14 protein-coding genes and 1 pseudogene are annotated in these 18,323 nt (G+C 70.4%); 4 read left to right on the top strand and 11 right to left on the bottom strand.

Translation table 11 applies throughout. The features are described from left to right. Nucleotides 1-25: 25 nt before the first annotated feature. The gene (locus O1Q96_RS33660; RefSeq protein ID WP_269251750.1) at nt 26-1,378 is read right to left on the bottom strand and encodes a Gfo/Idh/MocA family protein; all 1,353 of its coding nucleotides are present in this window, start codon (nt 1,376-1,378) and stop codon (nt 26-28) included. Nucleotides 1,379-1,443: 65 nt separating this feature from the next. Between O1Q96_RS33660 and O1Q96_RS33655 the strand changes: the two genes are divergently transcribed. From O1Q96_RS33655 to O1Q96_RS33640, 4 genes are read left to right on the top strand one after another with little or no spacing between them, the layout of a single operon-like run. After that, nucleotides 1,444-2,742, top strand: a complete 1,299-nt coding sequence (locus tag O1Q96_RS33655) for an ABC transporter substrate-binding protein (RefSeq protein WP_269251749.1) — start codon at nt 1,444-1,446, stop codon at nt 2,740-2,742. After that, nucleotides 2,739-3,680, top strand: a complete 942-nt coding sequence (locus O1Q96_RS33650) for a carbohydrate ABC transporter permease (protein ID WP_269251748.1) — start codon at nt 2,739-2,741, stop codon at nt 3,678-3,680. Before O1Q96_RS33655 ends, O1Q96_RS33650 begins: the two co-directional genes overlap by 4 nt. Continuing rightward, on the top strand, nt 3,677-4,540 hold the full coding sequence (locus tag O1Q96_RS33645; protein ID WP_269251747.1) for a carbohydrate ABC transporter permease: 864 nt from the start codon (nt 3,677-3,679) through the stop codon (nt 4,538-4,540). Before O1Q96_RS33650 ends, O1Q96_RS33645 begins: the two co-directional genes overlap by 4 nt. After that, nucleotides 4,537-5,178: a hypothetical protein gene (locus tag O1Q96_RS33640; RefSeq protein ID WP_269251746.1), complete on the top strand. Its 642-nt coding sequence runs from the start codon at nt 4,537-4,539 to the stop codon at nt 5,176-5,178. Before O1Q96_RS33645 ends, O1Q96_RS33640 begins: the two co-directional genes overlap by 4 nt. A gap of 142 nt (nt 5,179-5,320) precedes the next feature. On the opposite strand, the gene O1Q96_RS33635 is transcribed toward O1Q96_RS33640, so the two are convergent. The 10 genes and pseudogenes from O1Q96_RS33635 to O1Q96_RS33590 all read right to left on the bottom strand — a co-directional run bounded on the left by O1Q96_RS33635 (nt 5,321) and on the right by O1Q96_RS33590 (nt 18,220). Continuing rightward, nucleotides 5,321-7,069, bottom strand: coding sequence for an RICIN domain-containing protein (locus O1Q96_RS33635; protein ID WP_269253833.1), 1,749 nt, complete (start codon nt 7,067-7,069; stop codon nt 5,321-5,323). Between the two features lie 94 nt (nt 7,070-7,163). Beyond that, nucleotides 7,164-9,344: a beta-galactosidase gene (locus O1Q96_RS33630; protein WP_269251745.1), complete on the bottom strand. Its 2,181-nt coding sequence runs from the start codon at nt 9,342-9,344 to the stop codon at nt 7,164-7,166. 53 nt (nt 9,345-9,397) lie between these two features. Beyond that, entirely contained in the window at nt 9,398-10,339 is a 942-nt protein-coding gene (locus O1Q96_RS33625; RefSeq protein WP_269251744.1) for a carbohydrate ABC transporter permease, read from the bottom strand. Beyond that, a complete protein-coding gene (locus O1Q96_RS33620) occupies nt 10,336-11,271 on the bottom strand; it encodes a carbohydrate ABC transporter permease (RefSeq protein ID WP_419586992.1) in 936 nt (311 codons plus the stop codon). Before O1Q96_RS33620 ends, O1Q96_RS33625 begins: the two co-directional genes overlap by 4 nt. A 1-nt stretch (nt 11,272) precedes the next feature. Next, nucleotides 11,273-12,670, bottom strand: coding sequence for an ABC transporter substrate-binding protein (locus tag O1Q96_RS33615; RefSeq protein ID WP_269251743.1), 1,398 nt, complete (start codon nt 12,668-12,670; stop codon nt 11,273-11,275). A gap of 370 nt (nt 12,671-13,040) precedes the next feature. Continuing rightward, a complete protein-coding gene (locus O1Q96_RS33610) occupies nt 13,041-14,195 on the bottom strand; it encodes a LacI family DNA-binding transcriptional regulator (RefSeq protein ID WP_269251742.1) in 1,155 nt (384 codons plus the stop codon). 400 nt (nt 14,196-14,595) lie between these two features. Beyond that, entirely contained in the window at nt 14,596-15,465 is an 870-nt protein-coding gene (locus O1Q96_RS33605; RefSeq protein WP_269251741.1) for an alpha/beta fold hydrolase, read from the bottom strand. Nucleotides 15,466-15,944: 479 nt separating this feature from the next. Then, entirely contained in the window at nt 15,945-16,514 is a 570-nt protein-coding gene (locus tag O1Q96_RS33600) for a TetR/AcrR family transcriptional regulator (protein ID WP_269251740.1), read from the bottom strand. Nucleotides 16,515-16,750: 236 nt separating this feature from the next. After that, a pseudogene (locus O1Q96_RS33595) lies at nt 16,751-16,948 on the bottom strand (ABC transporter); the annotation flags it as partial. Between the two features lie 105 nt (nt 16,949-17,053). Beyond that, nucleotides 17,054-18,220, bottom strand: a complete 1,167-nt coding sequence (locus O1Q96_RS33590; protein WP_269251739.1) for a magnesium and cobalt transport protein CorA — start codon at nt 18,218-18,220, stop codon at nt 17,054-17,056. Nucleotides 18,221-18,323: the final 103 nt, after the last annotated feature.

The following is an 18,323-nucleotide window of genomic DNA, read 5'->3' as shown; positions in this document are numbered from 1 at the left end:
ATGCACACACGGGCCGCGGCGGGCGTCACACGTCCAGCAGATCCCGTGTCCGGACCGGCAGCCCCGTCTCGAACGACTCGTTGGCCGCGAGCCCGGTCACCAGGGACTTCGCTCCGTCGACCGCGTCCGCCGCCCTGCCCAGGGGATCCGCGTCGGTCCGGGGACCGAACAGGTCTTCCAGCATCCGCACGTCGCCACCGCCGTGGCCGCCCTCCCCGCTCGCGACCGTCACCTCACGGGCCGGCTCCCAGAACCGCCGCAGCAGCAACTCCGTACGCCCGGCCTCGTCCCCGGCGGTGGAACCGTGCAGGACGGGACCGGCCTCTTCGGCCTCTGCCCCGGGCCGTACCCACGTCGACTCCTCGACGAGCAGTTCGAGCCGCCCCTCGCTTCCGTTGAACGCGACGCGATAGCCCTCCCACGGGGCGTACGCGGTGAGGTGGTAGGTCAGGGACGCCCCGGACGCGTACCGCACGAGGACCGCCATGTCGTCCTCGATGGTCACGCCCGGCCCGAACACGTTCTGGTCGCGGTGGTAGCCGTCTTCCGCCTCGGCGTCGAGGTACAGCGCGCTGAGCACCGCCGAGTCCGCCAGGTGTACGGCGAAGGGGTCGCCCTGGGCGGCGGGGGAGCCGTGGGCGCGGGCGTAGGGGCGGGCGAGTCCCCGGCGCCGGCCGGCCTCGTCGCCGTAGAAGAAGAGGCCGCCCTGCGCGAAGACCGTCCGGGGCTCGGTGTTCAGCCACCAGTTCACCAGGTCGAAGTGGTGGGTCGACTTGTGGACCATCAGGCCGCCGGAGTCGGCCTTGTTCCGGTGCCAGCGCCGGAAGTAGTCCGCGCCGTGCCGCAGGTCGAGCAGCCACTCGAAGTGCACCGAGCCGACCTCGCCGATCTCCCCGGCCGCGATCAGCTCCCGTACGGCCGAATGCACCGGGTTGTAGCGGTAGTTGAACGCCACCCGCACCTCGCGGCCGGAGCGGCGCCGGGCCTGAAGGATGCGGCGGGCGCGGTCGGCGTCGGTGGTCATCGGCTTCTCGGTGACCACGTCGCAGCCCGCCTCCAGCGCGCGCACGATGTAGTCGTCGTGGGTCCGGTCGACGCTGCACACCACGACCAGATCCACCCGCTCGCGCCGCAGCATCAGGTCGAAGTCCTCGGCGGCGTACGCCGGTACGGGCTCCCGGCCGGGGTGGTCGTCCGCGATCCAGCCGTTGTGGACGGCCACCCGGTGCGCGTTGACGTCGCAGAACCCGACGAGGTCGATGCGGTCCGCGTGCGGCCCGGCCAGCGCTTCGGTGAACAGCCGGGCACGGGCGCCCAGGCCCACCACGGCGCAGCGGCGACGCGAACCGGAACCGCTGCAGGGGTCTTGTTCTGACATCAGGACCTTCCCTAGGGTCGTGCCGGAGGGGGGAAGCGCTTTCTAGCGAATGAGGTGACCCACTCATGCCCGGAAACGGGACGAGGAAGTCCTGGAGGCCCCGCCTCGCGGCGGCCACGGCGATGCTGGTGTCCTGCTCGGTACTCGCCGGTTGCTCGGGGCCGGACGGGGTGAGCGGCACAGGCAAGGTGGTCCTGCGCTACACCTGGTGGGGCAACCCCGACAGAGCGGCCCGAACCCAGGAAGCCGTCGACCTCTTCGAGAAGAAGCATCCGGGCGTCGAGGTGCAGACGTCGTTCTCCGGCTACGACGCCTACAAGCAGAAGCTGGCCACCCAGGCGGCGGGCGGTGACGCCCCCGACGCGATGCAGCTCGACTACCGGATGATCGACCAGTACGCCTCCGGGGGAGTCCTGCTGGACTTCGCCGAGCAGCGCGCCACGCTGGACACCGGCGAGTTCGACGCGGGTCTCCTCGCCACCGGGAAGGTGGACGGCAAGCAGTACGCCATCCCCCAGGCCCGCGGCACCGAGACCGTGGTGTACGACGTCACCCGGTGGAAGAAGGCCGGGGTGGACCTGCCGCGCGAGGGCTGGACCTGGAGCGAATGGGCCGACGCCATGCGGGAGTTGGCCGAACGGACCGGCATGCCCGGCGCCACCGACCCGGGACAGAGCGAGGACGCCTTCGAGGTCTGGCTGCGCGGCCGGGGCAAGGCCCTCTACACCGAGGACCGCCGGCTCGGCTTCACGGTCGACGACCTGACCCGCTGGTGGACCTTCACCGACGGGCTCCGCCGGGAAGGCGCCGTCTCGCCCGCCGAGCAGACCACCCAGCTCGACGGCACCGTCGAGAACACCCCGCTGGGGCGGGGCAAGGCGATCTCCGACAGCAACTGGGACGCGCCGTCCAGCGGATTCGTCGCTCTCGTGCCGGACGGGATCACCCTCGCGCCGATGCCCTACGGCGAGGACGGCACACCGGGGCAGTACTTCAAGCCCTCGATGTTCATGGGGGTCGCCGCCGACACGAGTCACCCGAAGGAGTCCGTGCAGCTCGTCGACTTCATGCTGAACGACCCGGAGGCCGCGAAGATCCTCGGTGCCACCCGCGGCATCCCGGTCAACGAGACACTCCGCGAGGAGATCGCCCCCGGGCTCAAGGACTTCGACAGGACGGTCTTCGACTACCAGGCGTCCCTGGAAGGAAAGCTCAACGCCCCGCCCCAGGCGCCGCCTTCGGGGGACAGCGCACTGCAGACCACCTTCCAGCGCGACTACGACCAGGTGTCGTACGAGCGGATGTCGCCCCGTGAGGCGGCAGAGGACTACGTCACCGAGGCGAAGGCGGAGCTGAGGTCATGACCACCACCGAGATACCGGCGACCGCCCGCACCCGGCAGCCCGACCCGCCCGGCAAGCGGCCCCGCACACGGCGACGCGAGGGCGCCGCCTGGGTGTTCCTCTCCCCATGGGTGCTCGGCGCGGCCGTGCTGACCCTGCTCCCGATGGCCGTCTCGCTCTATCTGTCGTTCACCGACTACGACCTGTTCAACCCGCCCCGGTGGGTGGGCCTGCGCAACTACACGCAGATGTTCACCGAGGACCCGCGCTACTGGCGCTCGGTCGGCGCCACCCTCACGTACGTCGTCATCGCCGTGCCCCTCCAGCTCGGTCTCGCCCTCGTCGTCGCGCTCGCCCTGAAGTCCATGCGCCGCGGCCGGGGCTTCTACCGCTCGGCCTTCTACGCGCCCTCCCTGCTCGGCGCCTCCATGTCCATCGCGCTGGTGTGGCGGGCCGTCTTCAACGACGGCGGCACGGTCGACAACCTGCTGGGCACCGGCGGCTGGGTCAACCGGCCCGGCTGGGCGCTGTTCGCCGTCGCGCTGCTCACGGTCTGGCAGTTCGGCGCGCCCATGGTCATCTTCCTCGCCGGGCTCCAGCAGATACCGGCCGAGCTCTACGAGGCGGCGTCGGTGGACGGGGCGAGCCGCCGGCGGCAGTTCCTGTCCATCACCGTCCCCATGCTCTCCCCGGTGATCTTCTTCAACCTGGTGCTCCAGACCATCCAGGCGTTCCAGGTCTTCACCCCGGCGTTCGCGGTGAGCGCGGGCAAGGGCGGGCCCGCCGACTCGACGCTCTTCTACACCCTCTACCTCTACGACCGCGGTTTCGTCGCCTCGCACATGGGCTACGCCTCCGCGATGGCCTGGGTCCTGCTCCTCGCCATCGGCGCCGTCACCGCGGTGCTGTTCCGCACGTCCCGCAACTGGGTCTTCTACGCGTCCGAGGGGGACCGATGACCATCTCGACCGCCGCCGCGGGCAAGCCGGTCGCCTGGCGCCGCGTCGCCCTGCACGTGGGCTGTCTCGCCGCGCTGCTCGTGATGCTGTACCCGCTGGCGTGGCTGCTCGCGACCTCGCTCAAGCCCGCCGACGAGGTGATCGCCAGCCTCGACCTGCTGCCCGGCAGCCTGGAGTGGTCCAACTACAGGACCGCGCTGGACGGCGTGAACGACGTCTCCGTGTGGCGGCTGCTCGGCAACTCGCTGTTCATCGCGGGCGGCGCGGTCGTCGGCAACGTACTGAGCTGCTCGCTGGCCGCGTACGCCTTCGCCCGCCTGCGGTTCCGCTTCCGCGGACCGCTCTTCGCCTTCATGATCGCGACGATCATGCTGCCGCACCACGCCGTGCTGATCCCGCAGTACATCATCTTCAACCAGCTCGGCATGGTGAACACCTACTGGCCGCTGATCCTGCCCAAGTTTCTCGCCACGGAGGCGTTCTTCGTCTTCCTCGTCGTGCAGTTCATGCGGGGGCTGCCGCGCGAGCTGGAGGAGGCGGCACGGATCGACGGCTGCGGGCCGTTCCGCAGCTTCTTCAGCGTCATCCTGCCGCTCACCCGGCCCGCCCTCATCACCACGGCGATCTTCACCTTCATCTGGACCTGGAACGACTTCTTCACCCAGTTGATCTACCTCTTCTCGCCGGAGAAGTTCACGCTCACCCTGGCGCTCAGGTCGTTCGTGGACGCGTCGAGCACGTCGGCCTTCGGCCCGATGTTCGCGATGTCGGTGATCGCCCTGCTGCCGATCGTGCTGTTCTTCCTCGCCTTCCAGCGGTTCCTGGTCGAAGGCATGGCGAACTCCGGGATCAAGGGATGAGCGGCGGACAGGCCCGCGAGACGGGCGAGATCTTCGGGCCGCGCATGACGCTGTTCGCGGACGTACTGAGCGTGGGCGTGTGCACGGCGCTCGCCTCGCTGCCGGTCGTCACGTTGCCTGCGGCGCTGTCCACGGCGTGCGCGGTCCTGCGTGGCGCGCGCGAGGACCGGCCGGCGACGGCCGGACGGTATCTCGCGGTACTGCGACGGCGCCTGCGCACCAGGGACCTCGCTGCCGGAGTGGTGACCCTCGCCGGTGTCCTGCTCCTCTGGGCGGACCTGGCCCTGGCCCGCGCGGGACTGCCGGGCGCCCCGCTGTTCGCCGTCGTCTCGGCCGCCATCGGCGCGTGCGCGGCCGTGGTGGGTCTTCGTGCCTGCGGGCGACCCGAGTCGCTCACCGACTGGCGGGCCGCCGTCGCCGGCGCCGCCCGGGACTCCGTGAGGGACGTGGGCGGCAGCGGTCTCGTCCTGCTCGCGCTCGCGTCGGCCGTGCTGTGCGCGTGGATGCTGCTGCCGCTGGCGTTCCTGGCACCGGGACCACTGGCCCTGGCACTGACGGCGGTCGACGTCCGCATGCGGGACCGCGCGAACGCCCCCGAGGAGCCGACGGTCCGGTCAGGTGGGGGCCGCCGTCCGTGACCGGGCCCGGCCGGGCGCTCCGCGTCACGTGACCCCTGCCGATCGCGGGGCCGGGGGCAATTCCCGTACCTCACCACGACGCGCGGCGAACGCGAGGGGCGGACGGGTCACCGCCCGCCCCTCGCCGGTGAACTCCGTGGCCCTACGTGACGAGTTTCCACTCCTGCGAGCCGTCCGCGACCGCGTTCTGCAGGGTCAGCGGCGCCCCGGCGGAGGCACCGGTCAGATACAGGCTCGTGTTCCTGACCGCCTGCAACGTGTAGTGGCCGTCGGTGGTCCTGACCAGCTTCCAGCTGCCCGTCGGGCTGTCGTCGACCCACTGGCCGATCCGCTGGCCGACCGTCGCGTTGCCGGTCCAGATCGCTGCCGCGCGGCCACCGGACTTGTTCAGCAGGGTCGTGCCGCCGTTCGGCTCGGTCACCACGTGCCAGTACTGGGTGTCCCGGTTCGCCGCCGATCCGGGAGCCTCCAGACGTACGTCGGGAACGTCCCCGTTGCCGATGTTCGCGTCGTTGCTCCTGTTCCCGGTGCCGATCACCTGGCCGGTCCTCCGGTTCACCAGCCGGAAGTAGACGCCGTCCGAACGGCCCAGATCCACCTCGGCGTGGGCGATCGTCGATGTGCCCTGGTTGTTCAGGATCACGAGGCGTCCGGTGCCCTCGACGTACTGCAGGTTGCGGCTGTAACCGGCCCGCGACGTCGTCTGGTACTCCTTCCACGGGCCGTCGCTGCGCCCGCTCTCGTTGACCCAGACGTTGCCGCTGCCCGCGGCGTTGTAGACCAGGCGTCCGTCGGGAAGCCGGATGATCACCGGGCTGCCGCCGGTGGCGAGGGGGCGGGACCCGGCGTCGAGCGGCAGCGACGTGACGGGGGCGCCCGCGGAGCCGGCGTGGAACTTCAGCGGGTCGTCGGCGATCACGTACCTGGTGTTGGCTCCGCCACCCCAGTACTCGTAGGGGAGAAGCCACTTGCCGTCGGTCGTCCGGACGACGTTCGTCATGCCCGGGCGCCCGCCGCCGATCTCCGTCTTGCCGCCTCCCATGTCCTGGGTCAGCCCCGCGACGTCGACCACGGGAGCGCTCCACCGGTTGTCGCGCCCGTCCCAGGTCCTGTGGACGAGGATCTGGCCGTGCGAGTCGGTGGCGGTGTCGTTTGCGGGATCCAGTTCCGGGACGCCGGTGACGGGATCGAAGCCGAGGTAGTCGTTCTCGTCGGAGTAGTAGCAGACCAGCTTGCCCTTGTGGACCATCAGGTACGGCTCCCACAGGGGATCCACCTGCTTGTTCGTGTTGGCGGCGGCGATGTTCCGCCCGACCGCGCCCGCGCTGCCGCCCTGCCAGCCGCCCGTGGCGACGACGTTGAGGACCTTCCAGGTCCTGCCCTCGTCGGTGCTGGAGTACAGGGCGATCGCCATGTCCTTGCGGTCTCCGTCGTTGGACGGGACCCAGTTCGGGTCGGCCGCCTTGTGCTCCCGGTAGTACTCGTCGTCGCCCGACACGACACTCGCGAGGAGCAGCGCGCCCTTCTTCAGCTTCCCGACGCTCTGCGGAAGCGTGTAGAGATACGGGTTCGTCCAGTTGCTCGTGTACTCAGCGTACCTGGGGTCCTTGGACAGGTACGCCGGGGCCTCGACCTCGGACAGCGGTTGCCACGACGTGCCGTGGTCGTCGCTCTTGTGGACGGGGAGCGTCTGGCGGTCCGCGCTTCCCGTCTCCGGCACGACCGTGGACTTCTCGAACGACGCGACCAGGCGTCCGCCCGGCAGCTGGGCCGACTTCGGGTAGACCGCGCAGTTGCCCCGGCCCTTGAGACACGGCTCGTTCCCGAGCTGGTAGACGGTTCCGCCCGTCGGGTTGTACGCCTGCGCACTGCCCATGGGTATCGCCAGCATCGCGGACGCCGCCACGAACGTGCCCAGCGCCTGCGCTGCTCTTCTTCTCCGCACTACTCCTCCAATGGGTAAGACCACCGACGATGTTGGGGTGCTAGACGCGGCTGTCCGCGTCGGGTGCCGGAGCGCCGGCCGCGTCGGCGTGGACGAGGACGCGCACGTCCCAGACGCCGAGTTCCAGGGGGGTGCCCGCGGGTACGGACGTGCCGTCGAGGACGTCGGACAGGTCCACCGGCACGGGGACGCTCACGGGCTCCCAGCTCCAGTTGTGGACGACGTGGACACGGCGGCCGTCGGGGGAGGTGCCGGTCGTCGCCGTGACGGATGCCGGGAGGCCCTCCCACGCGCCGCGGGGGACCGGGGCCGCCCAGGCGGCCAGCGCCCTGGCGAGGTCACGGCCGGGGACGGTGCCGACGGTGGTGACGCGCCCCGCGCCGTGCCGGCGGGTGGTGACCGCCGGCCAACGGCCGAAGTGCGGGTGCTCGTACGTGACGAGCACGTCGGCGTCGGTGACCGTGAGGCCGTCCGCCCAGCGGGTCGCCGTCGCGCCCTCGGGCAGGTCGAGCGGTCCGCCGGACGCCGGGCGCACGGGAACCTCCTGTACGAGGTTGCTGAACTCGTCGTAGGTGACGCCCGCGGCGCCGGTGAGCCGCCCGGGGGCCGGCTCGTGGCGGGCCCGGGCCTCGTGGTCGGCGTAGCCGGTGCGCGGGCCGAGGACCAGGTGGCCGCCCGCCTCCGCGTAGGCCGCGAACCAGTCGAGCGCCGAGTCGGCCGCGACGTAGAACGCCGGGACGACGAGCACGGGGTGACGGCCGGCGGCCTTCTCGGGCGTCAGGCCCGCCCGTTCGCCGCGAGGGTCGTGCAACTGGCGGGCGTGCACGATGCGCACCTGGCGGCCCGCGTCGAAGGCGCCCTGGTAGAACGGGTCGAAGATCCGGTGGTAGGCCTCCGGGTCCGGCTCTCCGTCCGGCGTCGCGAGCGGCGGGTACTTCTTCATGAGCCACTTGCTCGGCGTCGAGTACACCATCGTGATGTCCGCGTCCGGTTCGAGCCCGGCGACGAGCGGACCAGCCGTCTCGAACTCGGCGCCCAGACGGGCGAGTTCGGCATAGGTGCGGCCGGGCTGCCCGGTGTGGGGCAGGATGCCGCCCCAGTAGGTCTCCGCACCGAAGTGCAGCGTGTGCCAGTGCCAGTACTCGATCATGCGGGCCCCGCGAGCGACCAGCGCCCAGGCCGCCTGGCGCCACTGACCGTCGTAGGCGGGGCGGTTGTCCCACGGGAAACCGATCGAGCCGGCGTTGGTCTCGGTGACCAGGAACGGCTCCTGGCGCGAGGAGAACATCCAGTCGGCGGTCTGGTACAGCGACCACACCCCGGTCGTCTTCCAGGTCTGCTCGTGGTCCTCGGGAGTGGGATCGGGCAGCAGGAGGCCGTCCTGCATCGTGTAGTACGGGTTGCCCGAGGCGATGTCGAGGCGGTCGGTCAGCTCGTCGTCCTCCACCGCGGGGCGCTTGTAGGAGATGCAGGTGGTGACGAACTGCTCGGGTGCGGCGTACTCGCGCACGATGTCCGCCTGCCAGCCGATGAACTCGGTGACCTGACGGGCCTGGAACTCCCGCCAGGCGACGTCGTACTGGGGCTGGACGTTGCCGTCCGGAGTCCACAGGTCGGCCCACGTCGACAGCCGGTGCGACCAGTAGACGAGGCCCCATTCGCGGTTGAGGGTCTCGACGTCGCCGTACCTGGCGCGCAGGTGGTCGGTGAAGCGCTGGAAGACGCCGTGGTTGTGGAGCAGTTCGTTGCCCGGTTCGTTGTCGACCTGGAAGCCGATGACCGCCGGGTGTCCGGCGTACCGGGCGACGATCCGGCGGATGACCCGCTCGGCGTGGAACCGGAACGCGGGGTGGGTGAAGTCGACCTCCTGGCGGGCGCCCCAGCCGATGCGCTCGCCGGTGTGCCGCTCGCCCGCGATCTCCGGGTACTGGCGGGCCAGCCACGGCGGTACGGCGTACGTGGGTGTGCCGAGGACGACGGAGATGCCGCGCTCGTGGGCGCCGTCCAGCACCGGCTGGAGCCAGTCGAGGTCGAAGCGTCCGTTCTCCGGCTCCCAGGTCGACCACACCGACTCGCCGACCCGGATGACGGACAGACGGGCGTCGGCCATCAGGTCGAGGTCGGTCTTGAGACGCTCGTCGGACTGTTCGGCGCTGTAGGGCGGCCGGTACTCGTGGTAGTAAGCGGCGCCGAAGAGGACGCGGGCAGGCAGAGCCGCCATGAAGGAAACCTCCGGGAGAACGTGAGTGATACGAAGACCGGGCGCCTTGGGCCCTACTGCTTGACGCCGCCGGTGGCCAGGCCGCTCTGCCAGTACCGCTGGAGCACGAGGAAGGCCACCACCAGGGGCAGGATCGAGATCAGGGAGCCCGTCACGACGAGCGCGAGCATGTCGCTGCTGGCTCCCGCCCCGCCGTTCTGCGCCTGCGCGGCCCAGGAGGAGAGACCCACCGTGATCGGGTACAGATCCGGGTCGTTGAGCATGATCAGCGGCAGGAAGTAGTTGTTCCAGGTAGCCACCAGGGTGAACAGCAGGACCGTCACCAGGCCGGGAGCCAGCAGCCGCAGTGCGATGCGGAAGAAGATCCGCGCCTCGCCCGCCCCGTCGATCCGGGCGGCCTCCAGGATGCTGTCCGGGACGGCGTCCTCCGCGTAGACGCGCATCAGATACAGGCCGAACGGGTTGACGAGCGAGGGCAGGATGATCGCCCAGGGTGTGTTGACCAGGCCCGCCTTCGCGAAGAGCAGGTAGGTCGGGATGGCGAGGGCGGTGGCCGGGACCATGACGGCGCCGAGGACCAGGTTGAAGGAGGCCCGGTCGCCGCGGAAGCGGAACTTGGCGAATCCGTATCCGGCCGCGGCCGCGAGCAGCGCGGCCCCGAGCGAGCTGGTGACGGCGTACATCAGCGTGTTGAGCAGCCAGTGCACGAACACCCCGTCGTCCTGGGTGAAGGTCGCCTGGATGTTCGCGAGCAGCTGCGGGGCGTCGGAGAACCACAGGCCGAAGCTGTTGAACAGGTCCTGGGTGCTCTTGGTCGAGGCGATCACCAGCCAGCACAGCGGCAGGAGGAAGTACGCCAGGGCCGCCAGCATGGCGATCGTCAGCGGGGTGCTGCGGCGACGGGAGGCGCGGGCGTTCCGACGGTGGCGGACCCCGGGGGCGGGCCCCTGGGCCGCCGGGGCGACGGCGGCCGGCGGGGTGGCGGTGGAGGTCATGGAGTCCTCCTGCGGTTCGCGGTGAGCAGGACGGCGTAGGACGCGATCACGATGACGAGGCCGAGGAGGAAGGACACCGTGGCCGCGTAGTTGACCTGCTGACCGGTGAAGGCGAGGGAGTAGGAGTAGAGGTTGGCGGTGTAGGAGCTGCTGATCACGTCCGGGGCGATCTTCATCAGCAGGTTGGGTTCGTTGAAGAGCTGGAAGCTGCCGATCACCGAGAACAGCAGGGTGAGCAGGAGCGCCGGCCGGAGCGCGGGCAGCTTGACCGACCAGGCGGTCCGCCAGGCGCCGGCGCCGTCCATCGCGGCCGCCTCGTACAGCTCCTGGGGGATGGTGCGCAGGGCGGCGTACAGGATGATCATGTTGTAGCCGACGAACTCCCAGGTCACGATGTTCGCCAGGCTGCCGAGCATCCAGCTCTCGCTGAGGAAGTCGGGCGCCGGCAGGCCCAGGTTCCGGCCGAGCTGGGCGAACGGGCCGAAGTCCGGCCCGTACAGGTAGCCCCACATGAGCGCGGCGACCACGCTCGGGACGGCGTAGGGGACGAAGATGCCCAGCCGGATCACCCGTGCCAGCCGCAGCAGGCCGCTGTCGAGCGCGAGGGCGAACAGCAGTGCCAGCAGCAGCATCACGGGGACCTGGATCACGAAGAACAGCGCGACCCGCGCGACGCCGTGCAGGAGGAGCGGATCGTCCAGGGCCTGGACGTAGTTGTCGAGCCCGACGAACGCCGTCCCGCCGACCAGGCGTTCCTGGAACAGGCTGAGGTAGGCGGCGTAGCCGAGCGGGGCGAGGAACAGCAGCAGGAAGAGCACCATGAACGGCGCGACGAACAGCGGTCCCGCGGTGCGGCGCCTGTCCCTGGCGCGGCCCGCCGTGGGCGAGGGCGCCCGCGGGCCGGGCGCGGCCGAGACCTCGGGGGCGGCCATCTCAGCTTCCCCTGACGGTGAAGCCTTGCTTCTTGGCGTACGTGGTCAGACGTGACTGCCAGGTGCCGAGCGCGCGGACCGTGTCGGTCCTGTCCGCGAGGGACTTGCCGACGGTCTCGGTCCAGTCGGTCGCCGCCTGGTCGAGGAACGGCGGCCACTGGAAGGAGGAGTTGACCGTGGAACTGACGTCGGCGAAGACCTGGTTGACCTTCTGGCCGCCGTAGAAGGCCGGGGCGTCCGCGACGAACTCGGCGTCCGCGAGCAGTGACGTGGTCGCCGGGAAGAAGAACTGCTCGGTGGCGAACATCTTCGCGCTGGCCGGGTCGCTGTTGAGGAACTGCGCGAACTGGGCCGCCGCGACAGGGTTCTTGCTCGAGCGGATGACCGCGGTGGTCGAGCCGCCCCAGTTGCCCGCGCTGGGCTTGGCGGCGTCCCACTGCGGCAGGGGGGCCGCCCGCCACTTGCCCGCGGTGGCCTTGGCCGAGCCGGAGAGGAAGGCCGGGCCCCAGGCGGCGGTGAGCCAGGTGGCGTACTTGCCCTTGTTGAGGGCGGCGTACCAGCCGTCGGTGAAGTCGGGCTCGACGCCGATGACGCCTTCCTTCGCGAGGCCGCCCCAGTACGCGCCGAGCTTCCGGGAGACGGCGTCGTCGACGCTGATGGTCATGTCGCTCTTGCCGGCGGTCGCGTAGGGCTTGCCGCCCGCCTGCCAGACGAGGCCGTGCCAGGCGGCGGGCTGGTTCGCGGCGAGGTTGGTGAGGTAGACGTCGGGGTCCGCCTTGTGGAGCTTTCGCGCCGCCTCGGCGAACTCGTCCCAGGTGCCCGGCACTTCGATGCCGTGCCGGTCGAAGATGTCCTTCCGGTACAGCATGCCCATCGGGCCGGTGTCCTGGGGGATCGCCCAGACCTCGCCGTCCGCGCCGCTGACCTGACCCCAGGTCCAGTCCACGAACCTGTCCTTGAGCGCGGAGGCGCCGTGGGGCCGCAGGTCCAGCAGGCTGTTGGTGATGGTGAAGGTCGGAATGGCCTGGTACTCCATCTGCACCATGTCCGGGGCGCCGCTGCCGGCCTTCAGGGCCGTCCGCAGCTTGGTGTACTGCGGGGTGCCCTGACCGGCGTTGACGACCTTGACCTTGATGGCCGGGTACTTCTTCTCGAAGAGCGCGATCTCCTTGGCGATGTTCGGGACCCACGTCCAGAACGTGAGCTCGGTCGGCGTCTTCATCGCCTTGTCGATGTCGGCCCGGGAGACCGGTTCGGCGGCGCCGGAGGAACCGCCGGAGTCACCGCCGCCGCAGGCCGTCAGGGCTGCTCCGAGGGCCACGGCGCCCGTCGCGGTGAGGAACAGCCGACGGCTCATCGGCGAAGGGCTGGACGAGGAGAGGAACGTGGATCTGGGCATGGTGAACTCCCGCCGGAGGCGAAGGTGGCGGCACGCCTGGCGAGGGCGTGCACTGGCGTGTCGGGAAAAGGCACGGACGCGACGACCGGGGGCCGGAAGGCCGGCATGTACGGGTCGTCCTCGTGGACAGGTACCGGCGAGCGTTCCGCGTACCGCGGAGGCGGAGATCGCGGCCGGAGAGGGTGAGGCGAAGAGGAGCGCCGGAGGCAGGTGTGGTGAACTCGGCTCGGGCGGTGCTCAGTTCGGGGGAGTGCTCAGTGTCGCCCGCGCGACGGGGTCGTTCGCGGGGGCGCGGGCCCGGCCGGTGTCGCGGCTCGTCCCGGGCGACGCGCCGGCCGTCGGTTCTGCCGACCGGGCCGGCCCGTGTGCGTCAGTCATGGCTTGAGTCGGAGTGGGGCGGCCCTCCGTTCGGGAGCGGCGGAGCGTGGGTGCCCCCGCGGGAACGGGAGGCGGTACGCCGACCGTCGGCCGGGGTCGTCCGGTCCGGCGGAGGGGCGGTGGAGGCGCGAACGACGAGGTCGACCGGTGGGCCGCTCGCCGGCAGGGGGTCCGCTCCCGGGTTCTCGATGGCGTGCACGAGACGTTTGAGTCCCTCCTGTGCCACGGCGTCGAAGGGCTGCCGGACCGTGGTGAGGGGGGGACTCACATAGGCGGCGACCGGGATGTCGTCGAAGCCGACGACGCTGACGTCCTCCGGCACTCGCCGCCCCGCCTCCGTCAGCGCGTGGATCAGACCGATCGCCATGTCGTCGTTGGCGGCGAAGACCGCGGTGACACCATGGTCCGCGGCCAGTTCGCATCCGGCGCGGTACCCGGACGCGGCCGACCAGTCGCCCTCGACGACCGGTGGTACGTCCCTGCCCTGCGCGGTCAGCGTCGCCTGCCAGCCCTCCAGGCGGTCCCGGGCGGCGTACCACCGATGCGGACCCGCCAGGTGATGGACCGTCATATGGCCCAGGTCCAGCAGGTGTTCGGTGGCGGTACGGGCCAGCAGGTCCGCGCCGTCCCCGGCGGTCAGCACCGTGGGCGCGGTGACGGCGGCCGGTGCGCCGAGGACGAGGACCGGTACGTCGACGCGGAGGGAGAGGTCTCCTCCGGCGCCCTCCTCGTCGATCGGCTCGGAGATGACGATGCCGTCCACGCCCTGGTCGAGCAGCGAGTCCACGGCGCCGGTGATGCCCGCCGGGTCGCCCTCCATCGTGTTGACCACGCGAAGCGCGTACCCCGTGTCCCGGACGACCCGCTCGACACCGATGAGCAGGGAGGCAGGTCCGTACAGGGCCGTGCCCAGCGACACCACGCCGATCGAGCGGGTGCGTCCCGAAGCCAGCGCCCGGGCGGCGTTGTTGCGCCGGTAGCCGAGCTGTTCGGCGGCTTCCAGGACGCGGGTGCGCACATCTGCGGAGACGTACGGCTCGTCGTTGAAGACCCTGGACACCGTCTTCTGCGAGACGCCCGCCAGGCGGGCGACATCCACACTGCGCGGCGCGGCGGAACTCCCGCCCCGCCCTGTCCCTCGCGTCATGGTGTCTCCCGGTGACCGCACGATCCAGCCCAATGATGCCAGACGCCGTCCGGATGACTGCGCTGTCATGTCTGCGCTGTCATGTCTACGCAGTCATAGGGCCGTCGTCAAGAGTCCGCGACGCATCTCTCTGTCGGACCCGAACCACGGGCAGCACGCCGGCAGGCAGCTCCGCGTTGCCACTGCTCGCCAGGCCGTCGTCGAGGGATCGGGCCCGACGGCCGTGATGGGAGTGCTGCCCGTACGGCAGCCGGCCCAGCGGCACCGGCCACGGTCCCGTGCCGCCGGGCCGGTAGACGTCCGCCCGCAGCACCGTGCCGTCACGCATCCGATCCGGAACTCGGCCTCGGTCCGGATCTCGGTCATCCGCTGTTCCTTTGTGCGCCAGGGCGTCGGGCGGTCACGCCACCGCGTTCAGCAGGTCGGCCAGTACGTCGGGCCGTTCCAGGGCGATGAAGTGGCCTGCTCCCGGCACCTGCGTGAAATCGGCGGCGGGCAGCAGCTCCTTGTTGGCTTGCCGGTCCGAGGGTCGGGACCAGTCCTTCTCCCCGTAGACGAGGTGCATGGGGGCCTTGACCTCGGGATAGCGCGAGCGGGCCGCGATGAGGCTGGGCAGGTTCTGGTACACGGCCCGGGCGACGGACGGATAACCGGGGCGGCTGCCCACCTGGAGGAGCTCGTTCACGTAGTCCTCCCGCAAAGCGGCTTTGTCTCCCAGCCCGCCCTGCAGAATCCTGCGCAGCACAGGCTTGGGCTCCTGCCGGGCGACCACGGGGCCCACGCCCGGAGTGAGAACACCGCCGACCACCACGCGGGCGAGGGCGCTGGACCGGGCGATCCCGTCACGGAAGTCGTACGTGTTCACCGCGACGACGCGCCGTACCCGCTCCGGCAGATCGGCCGCGGCGGTCAGGGCGAGCACCGCGCCCATCGACTCCCCGACCAACGTCACGTCATAGAGGTCGAGTTCGGTGAGGAGCCGTTCGACGCCCGCACGCATCGCCGGCTCGTCGTAGGACGCGCCGGGCACGATCTCGGAGTAGCCCATCCCCGGCAGATCCAGGGCGTACACGGTGTACTGATCCGAGATCATCGGAATGAGGAGGCGGAAGTGCTCGGCCTGCGTGCGCACCGTGTGCAGCAGGACCACGGGAGCACCGGTGCCGGCCCTGAGGTAGCGCAGCGTTCCCTCGCGGCTGCCGCGCGGGGCGATGGTGTGGCTGGTGGTCCCCGGAATGTGAATCGTCGGACGTGACTGTGGGCTGGGCATCTCGCCGGCTCCCCTTCGTTGCACTGCGGACAGGTGATTCGGGTGCGGCCCGCCCGAAAGGGTCATGACCGCGCCCAGTTCCCGGATCATTGAGAAACCGATCGGTTTCCACCATGGTAAACCGATCGGTTTTCGCGTGCAAGCTCAAGCCTCGATCCGATCCCGTCACGCGAAGGTCGGGCGGAGCGAGGTCGCCTGGCTTTCGAGAGGGCGGCCGAGGAGGTGGAAGACGGCGGGCAGGTCCTCCAGGTCATGACGAACGCCTGTGCGCGGCTGGTCTCGAAGCACCCGGAAACGCTCCAGGTGCAGGTGCAGGTGCAGGTGCAGATCAGGGATACGCCGTCGTGGTGGTCGTGGTGGCTGCCGAGGCTCAGGGTCATGACCGGATCGGCGAGCTCGTCCGGGCCGGCTGGATGAGGATCCGGCAGACCGTGCACCTGCCGCTGGGTGCCGATGCCCACGACGTGAACAGGGGTGTGTCAGCGCACGCCTGCCGCATCGAGCAAGGTGGTCACGGTGGGCGCGACGAGTCCGGTCAGCTTGTCGGCTCCGATCCCCGCGCGGGCGCTGGCGCCGTCGAAGACCAGGCTGAGCTGCCGGGCCAGCAGGTCGGGGTCGCTCGCCCCGCCCTGCTCGGCCTCGGAGCGCAAGAACGCCGTCAGGTTCGCCTTGACCCGGTGAGCCACTCGGCTGGCAGGGTGGTTCTGGTCCTTCAACTCGATCTGAACGGCGAGATACCGGCAGCCTTGGAACTCGGGCTCACCCGCCTGCGACTCCACCTGCTCGAAGACGTGCAGGATCCGCTCGCGGGGTGACCGGCCGTCGTCCGCCGCGGGCAGGAGCGTCGCCACGTAGGCGGAGGTGCGCTCCTCCAGGCTCGCCGCCAGCAGTTCGTCCTTGCTCTCGAACAGCTGGTACATGGAGCGCTTCGACACCCCTGCCGCCTTGCACAGCGCCTCGACGCCGATGCCGACACCGTCTCGGTAGGTGAGCGTGGCCGCCGCCTCCAGGAGTCGCTCTCTGGTACTTGGTTTCACGTCGGTGGTCATACTGCGAGGTTAACTCGATGCGGACCAAATAAAACCGATCGGTTTTCAGGGCTCGGCGACGACTCCGGGGGAAAAGTCGTCGCCGAGCCCTGAGGGTGTGCGCGCCTGCCGTCCCCACGGGGCGACGCACACCTGGGCCGCTCCGAGTTGTGGCCCGTCCGGGGTGAGTTGCGTTTCCGCTACGCCGAGACGGTGGTCTTCTCGGACTTCGACCGGACCGGGATGCGACGCAGCCCCTAGCGGTCGTACCAAGCGGTCATGCCGAAGCCGAACGGCGCGGCCGCTGCGAGGTCGACGGCCGTCATCACCCAGACGCGGGCCAGGCCCGCGTCGGCCTGGGCGTCGTAGTAGGGGATCGAGCGGAGTCCGCCGGTGAGCTGCCGCAGCGGTTCGAACTTTGCGAGGAAGCGGCAGAAGCCGGGCAGCGCTTCGACGGCCCGACGCCCGCCTCCTTCGCCACCGCCTCCAGAGGCGTGCCGATACCCCGTACGGGGTGCGCGAGCAGAGGGCGAACGGGGGCTGAGTGTCACCTCAGGGTTCTAGAGCCAGTCCCGCCGCTTGAAGATCACGTACAGGCTCCCGCACACCACGCCCATCAGGCCGATCGCGAAGGGGTACCCGAAGGTCCAGCCCAGCTCCGGCATGTGGTCGAAGTTCATGCCGTAGATCGTTCCGACAAGGGTCGGGGCGAAAAGGATGGCGGCCCACGAGGAGATCTTCTTGATCTCCTCGTTCTGTTCGAAGCCCGCCTCCGCCAACGCCCGCATCTCCGCGTTCTGCTGCTGGGTGACCAGCGTGGCGTTGACCGTGAGGATGTCCGTGAGGGCCTGACGGAAGCCGTCCACGCGCTCGCTGGTGTGGGTGACGTGGTCGGCGACGTCGCGCAGATAGCGCTGGAGTTCGTCGTCGGTGCCGTACTTGGCGAAACCCGCCATCAGACCGTGCAGCATGCCGACCAGTGGGCGGGTGGCGCGCTGGAACTCGACCATCTCGCGGGAGAGTTCGTAGATGCGGCGCGAGACCCACGGGTCGCCACCGAAGACCTCGGTCTCGATCTCGTCGATGTCGTTCTGGACACCGGCGACGACCGGGGCGTACCCGTCCACGACGGCGTCGAGGATGGCGTACAGGACCGCCTCGGGGCCGAGCTTCAGCAGCTCCGGGGTCTCCTCCATACGGCGCCGGACCGCGGAGAGGTCGGGAGCGGCACCGTGCCGGACCGTGATCAGGAAGTCGGGGCCGAGGAAGACGTGCAGCTCGCCGAAGTCGACCTCCTCCGACGCGTCGAGGTAGCGGGCGGCGCGCAGGACCACGAAGAGCGTGTCGCCGTACCGTTCCAGCTTCGGCCGCTGATGGGCCTCCATCGCGTCCTCGACGGCGAGCGGGTGAAGGTCGAACTCGGCGGCCAACGAGAGGATTTCCTCCTCCGTCGGACGGGCCAGGCCGATCCACGCCATGTCGTCCGGCTGCTCGCGCAGCTCACGGAAGGTGTCCGCCAGGGAGGCGGGGGTCGCGACGCGCACACCGTCGCGGTAGAGCGCCGCCTGCACGACACTGCCGGGCTCCACGGAGTTCACGTCGGCCGCAGCCGGCGGGGACGCCGGGGGATCCGCCGGCGGTGGCGGGGTCGGAGCCACGGCGCGTCGCCACACCGGCTTCCGGCCGCCGTTCGGGGCGGGTGCGGGGCGGGCTCGGCGCTCCGGCATCGCGGCTGCCTCCGTGTCGTACGCATCGAACGTCTGTCTTCCCGATCACGGAGCAGGATATACGGGTCAAATGGCCGGAGTGTCCGGGCGGAGTAGGGGAACG

Origin of the sequence: Streptomyces aurantiacus, assembly GCF_027107535.1 — a bacterium.
In the GTDB taxonomy this organism is placed as follows: domain Bacteria; phylum Actinomycetota; class Actinomycetes; order Streptomycetales; family Streptomycetaceae; genus Streptomyces.
The sequence above is the reverse complement of the archived record's forward strand: the minus strand, read 5'-3'. Positions and strand labels throughout refer to the sequence as shown.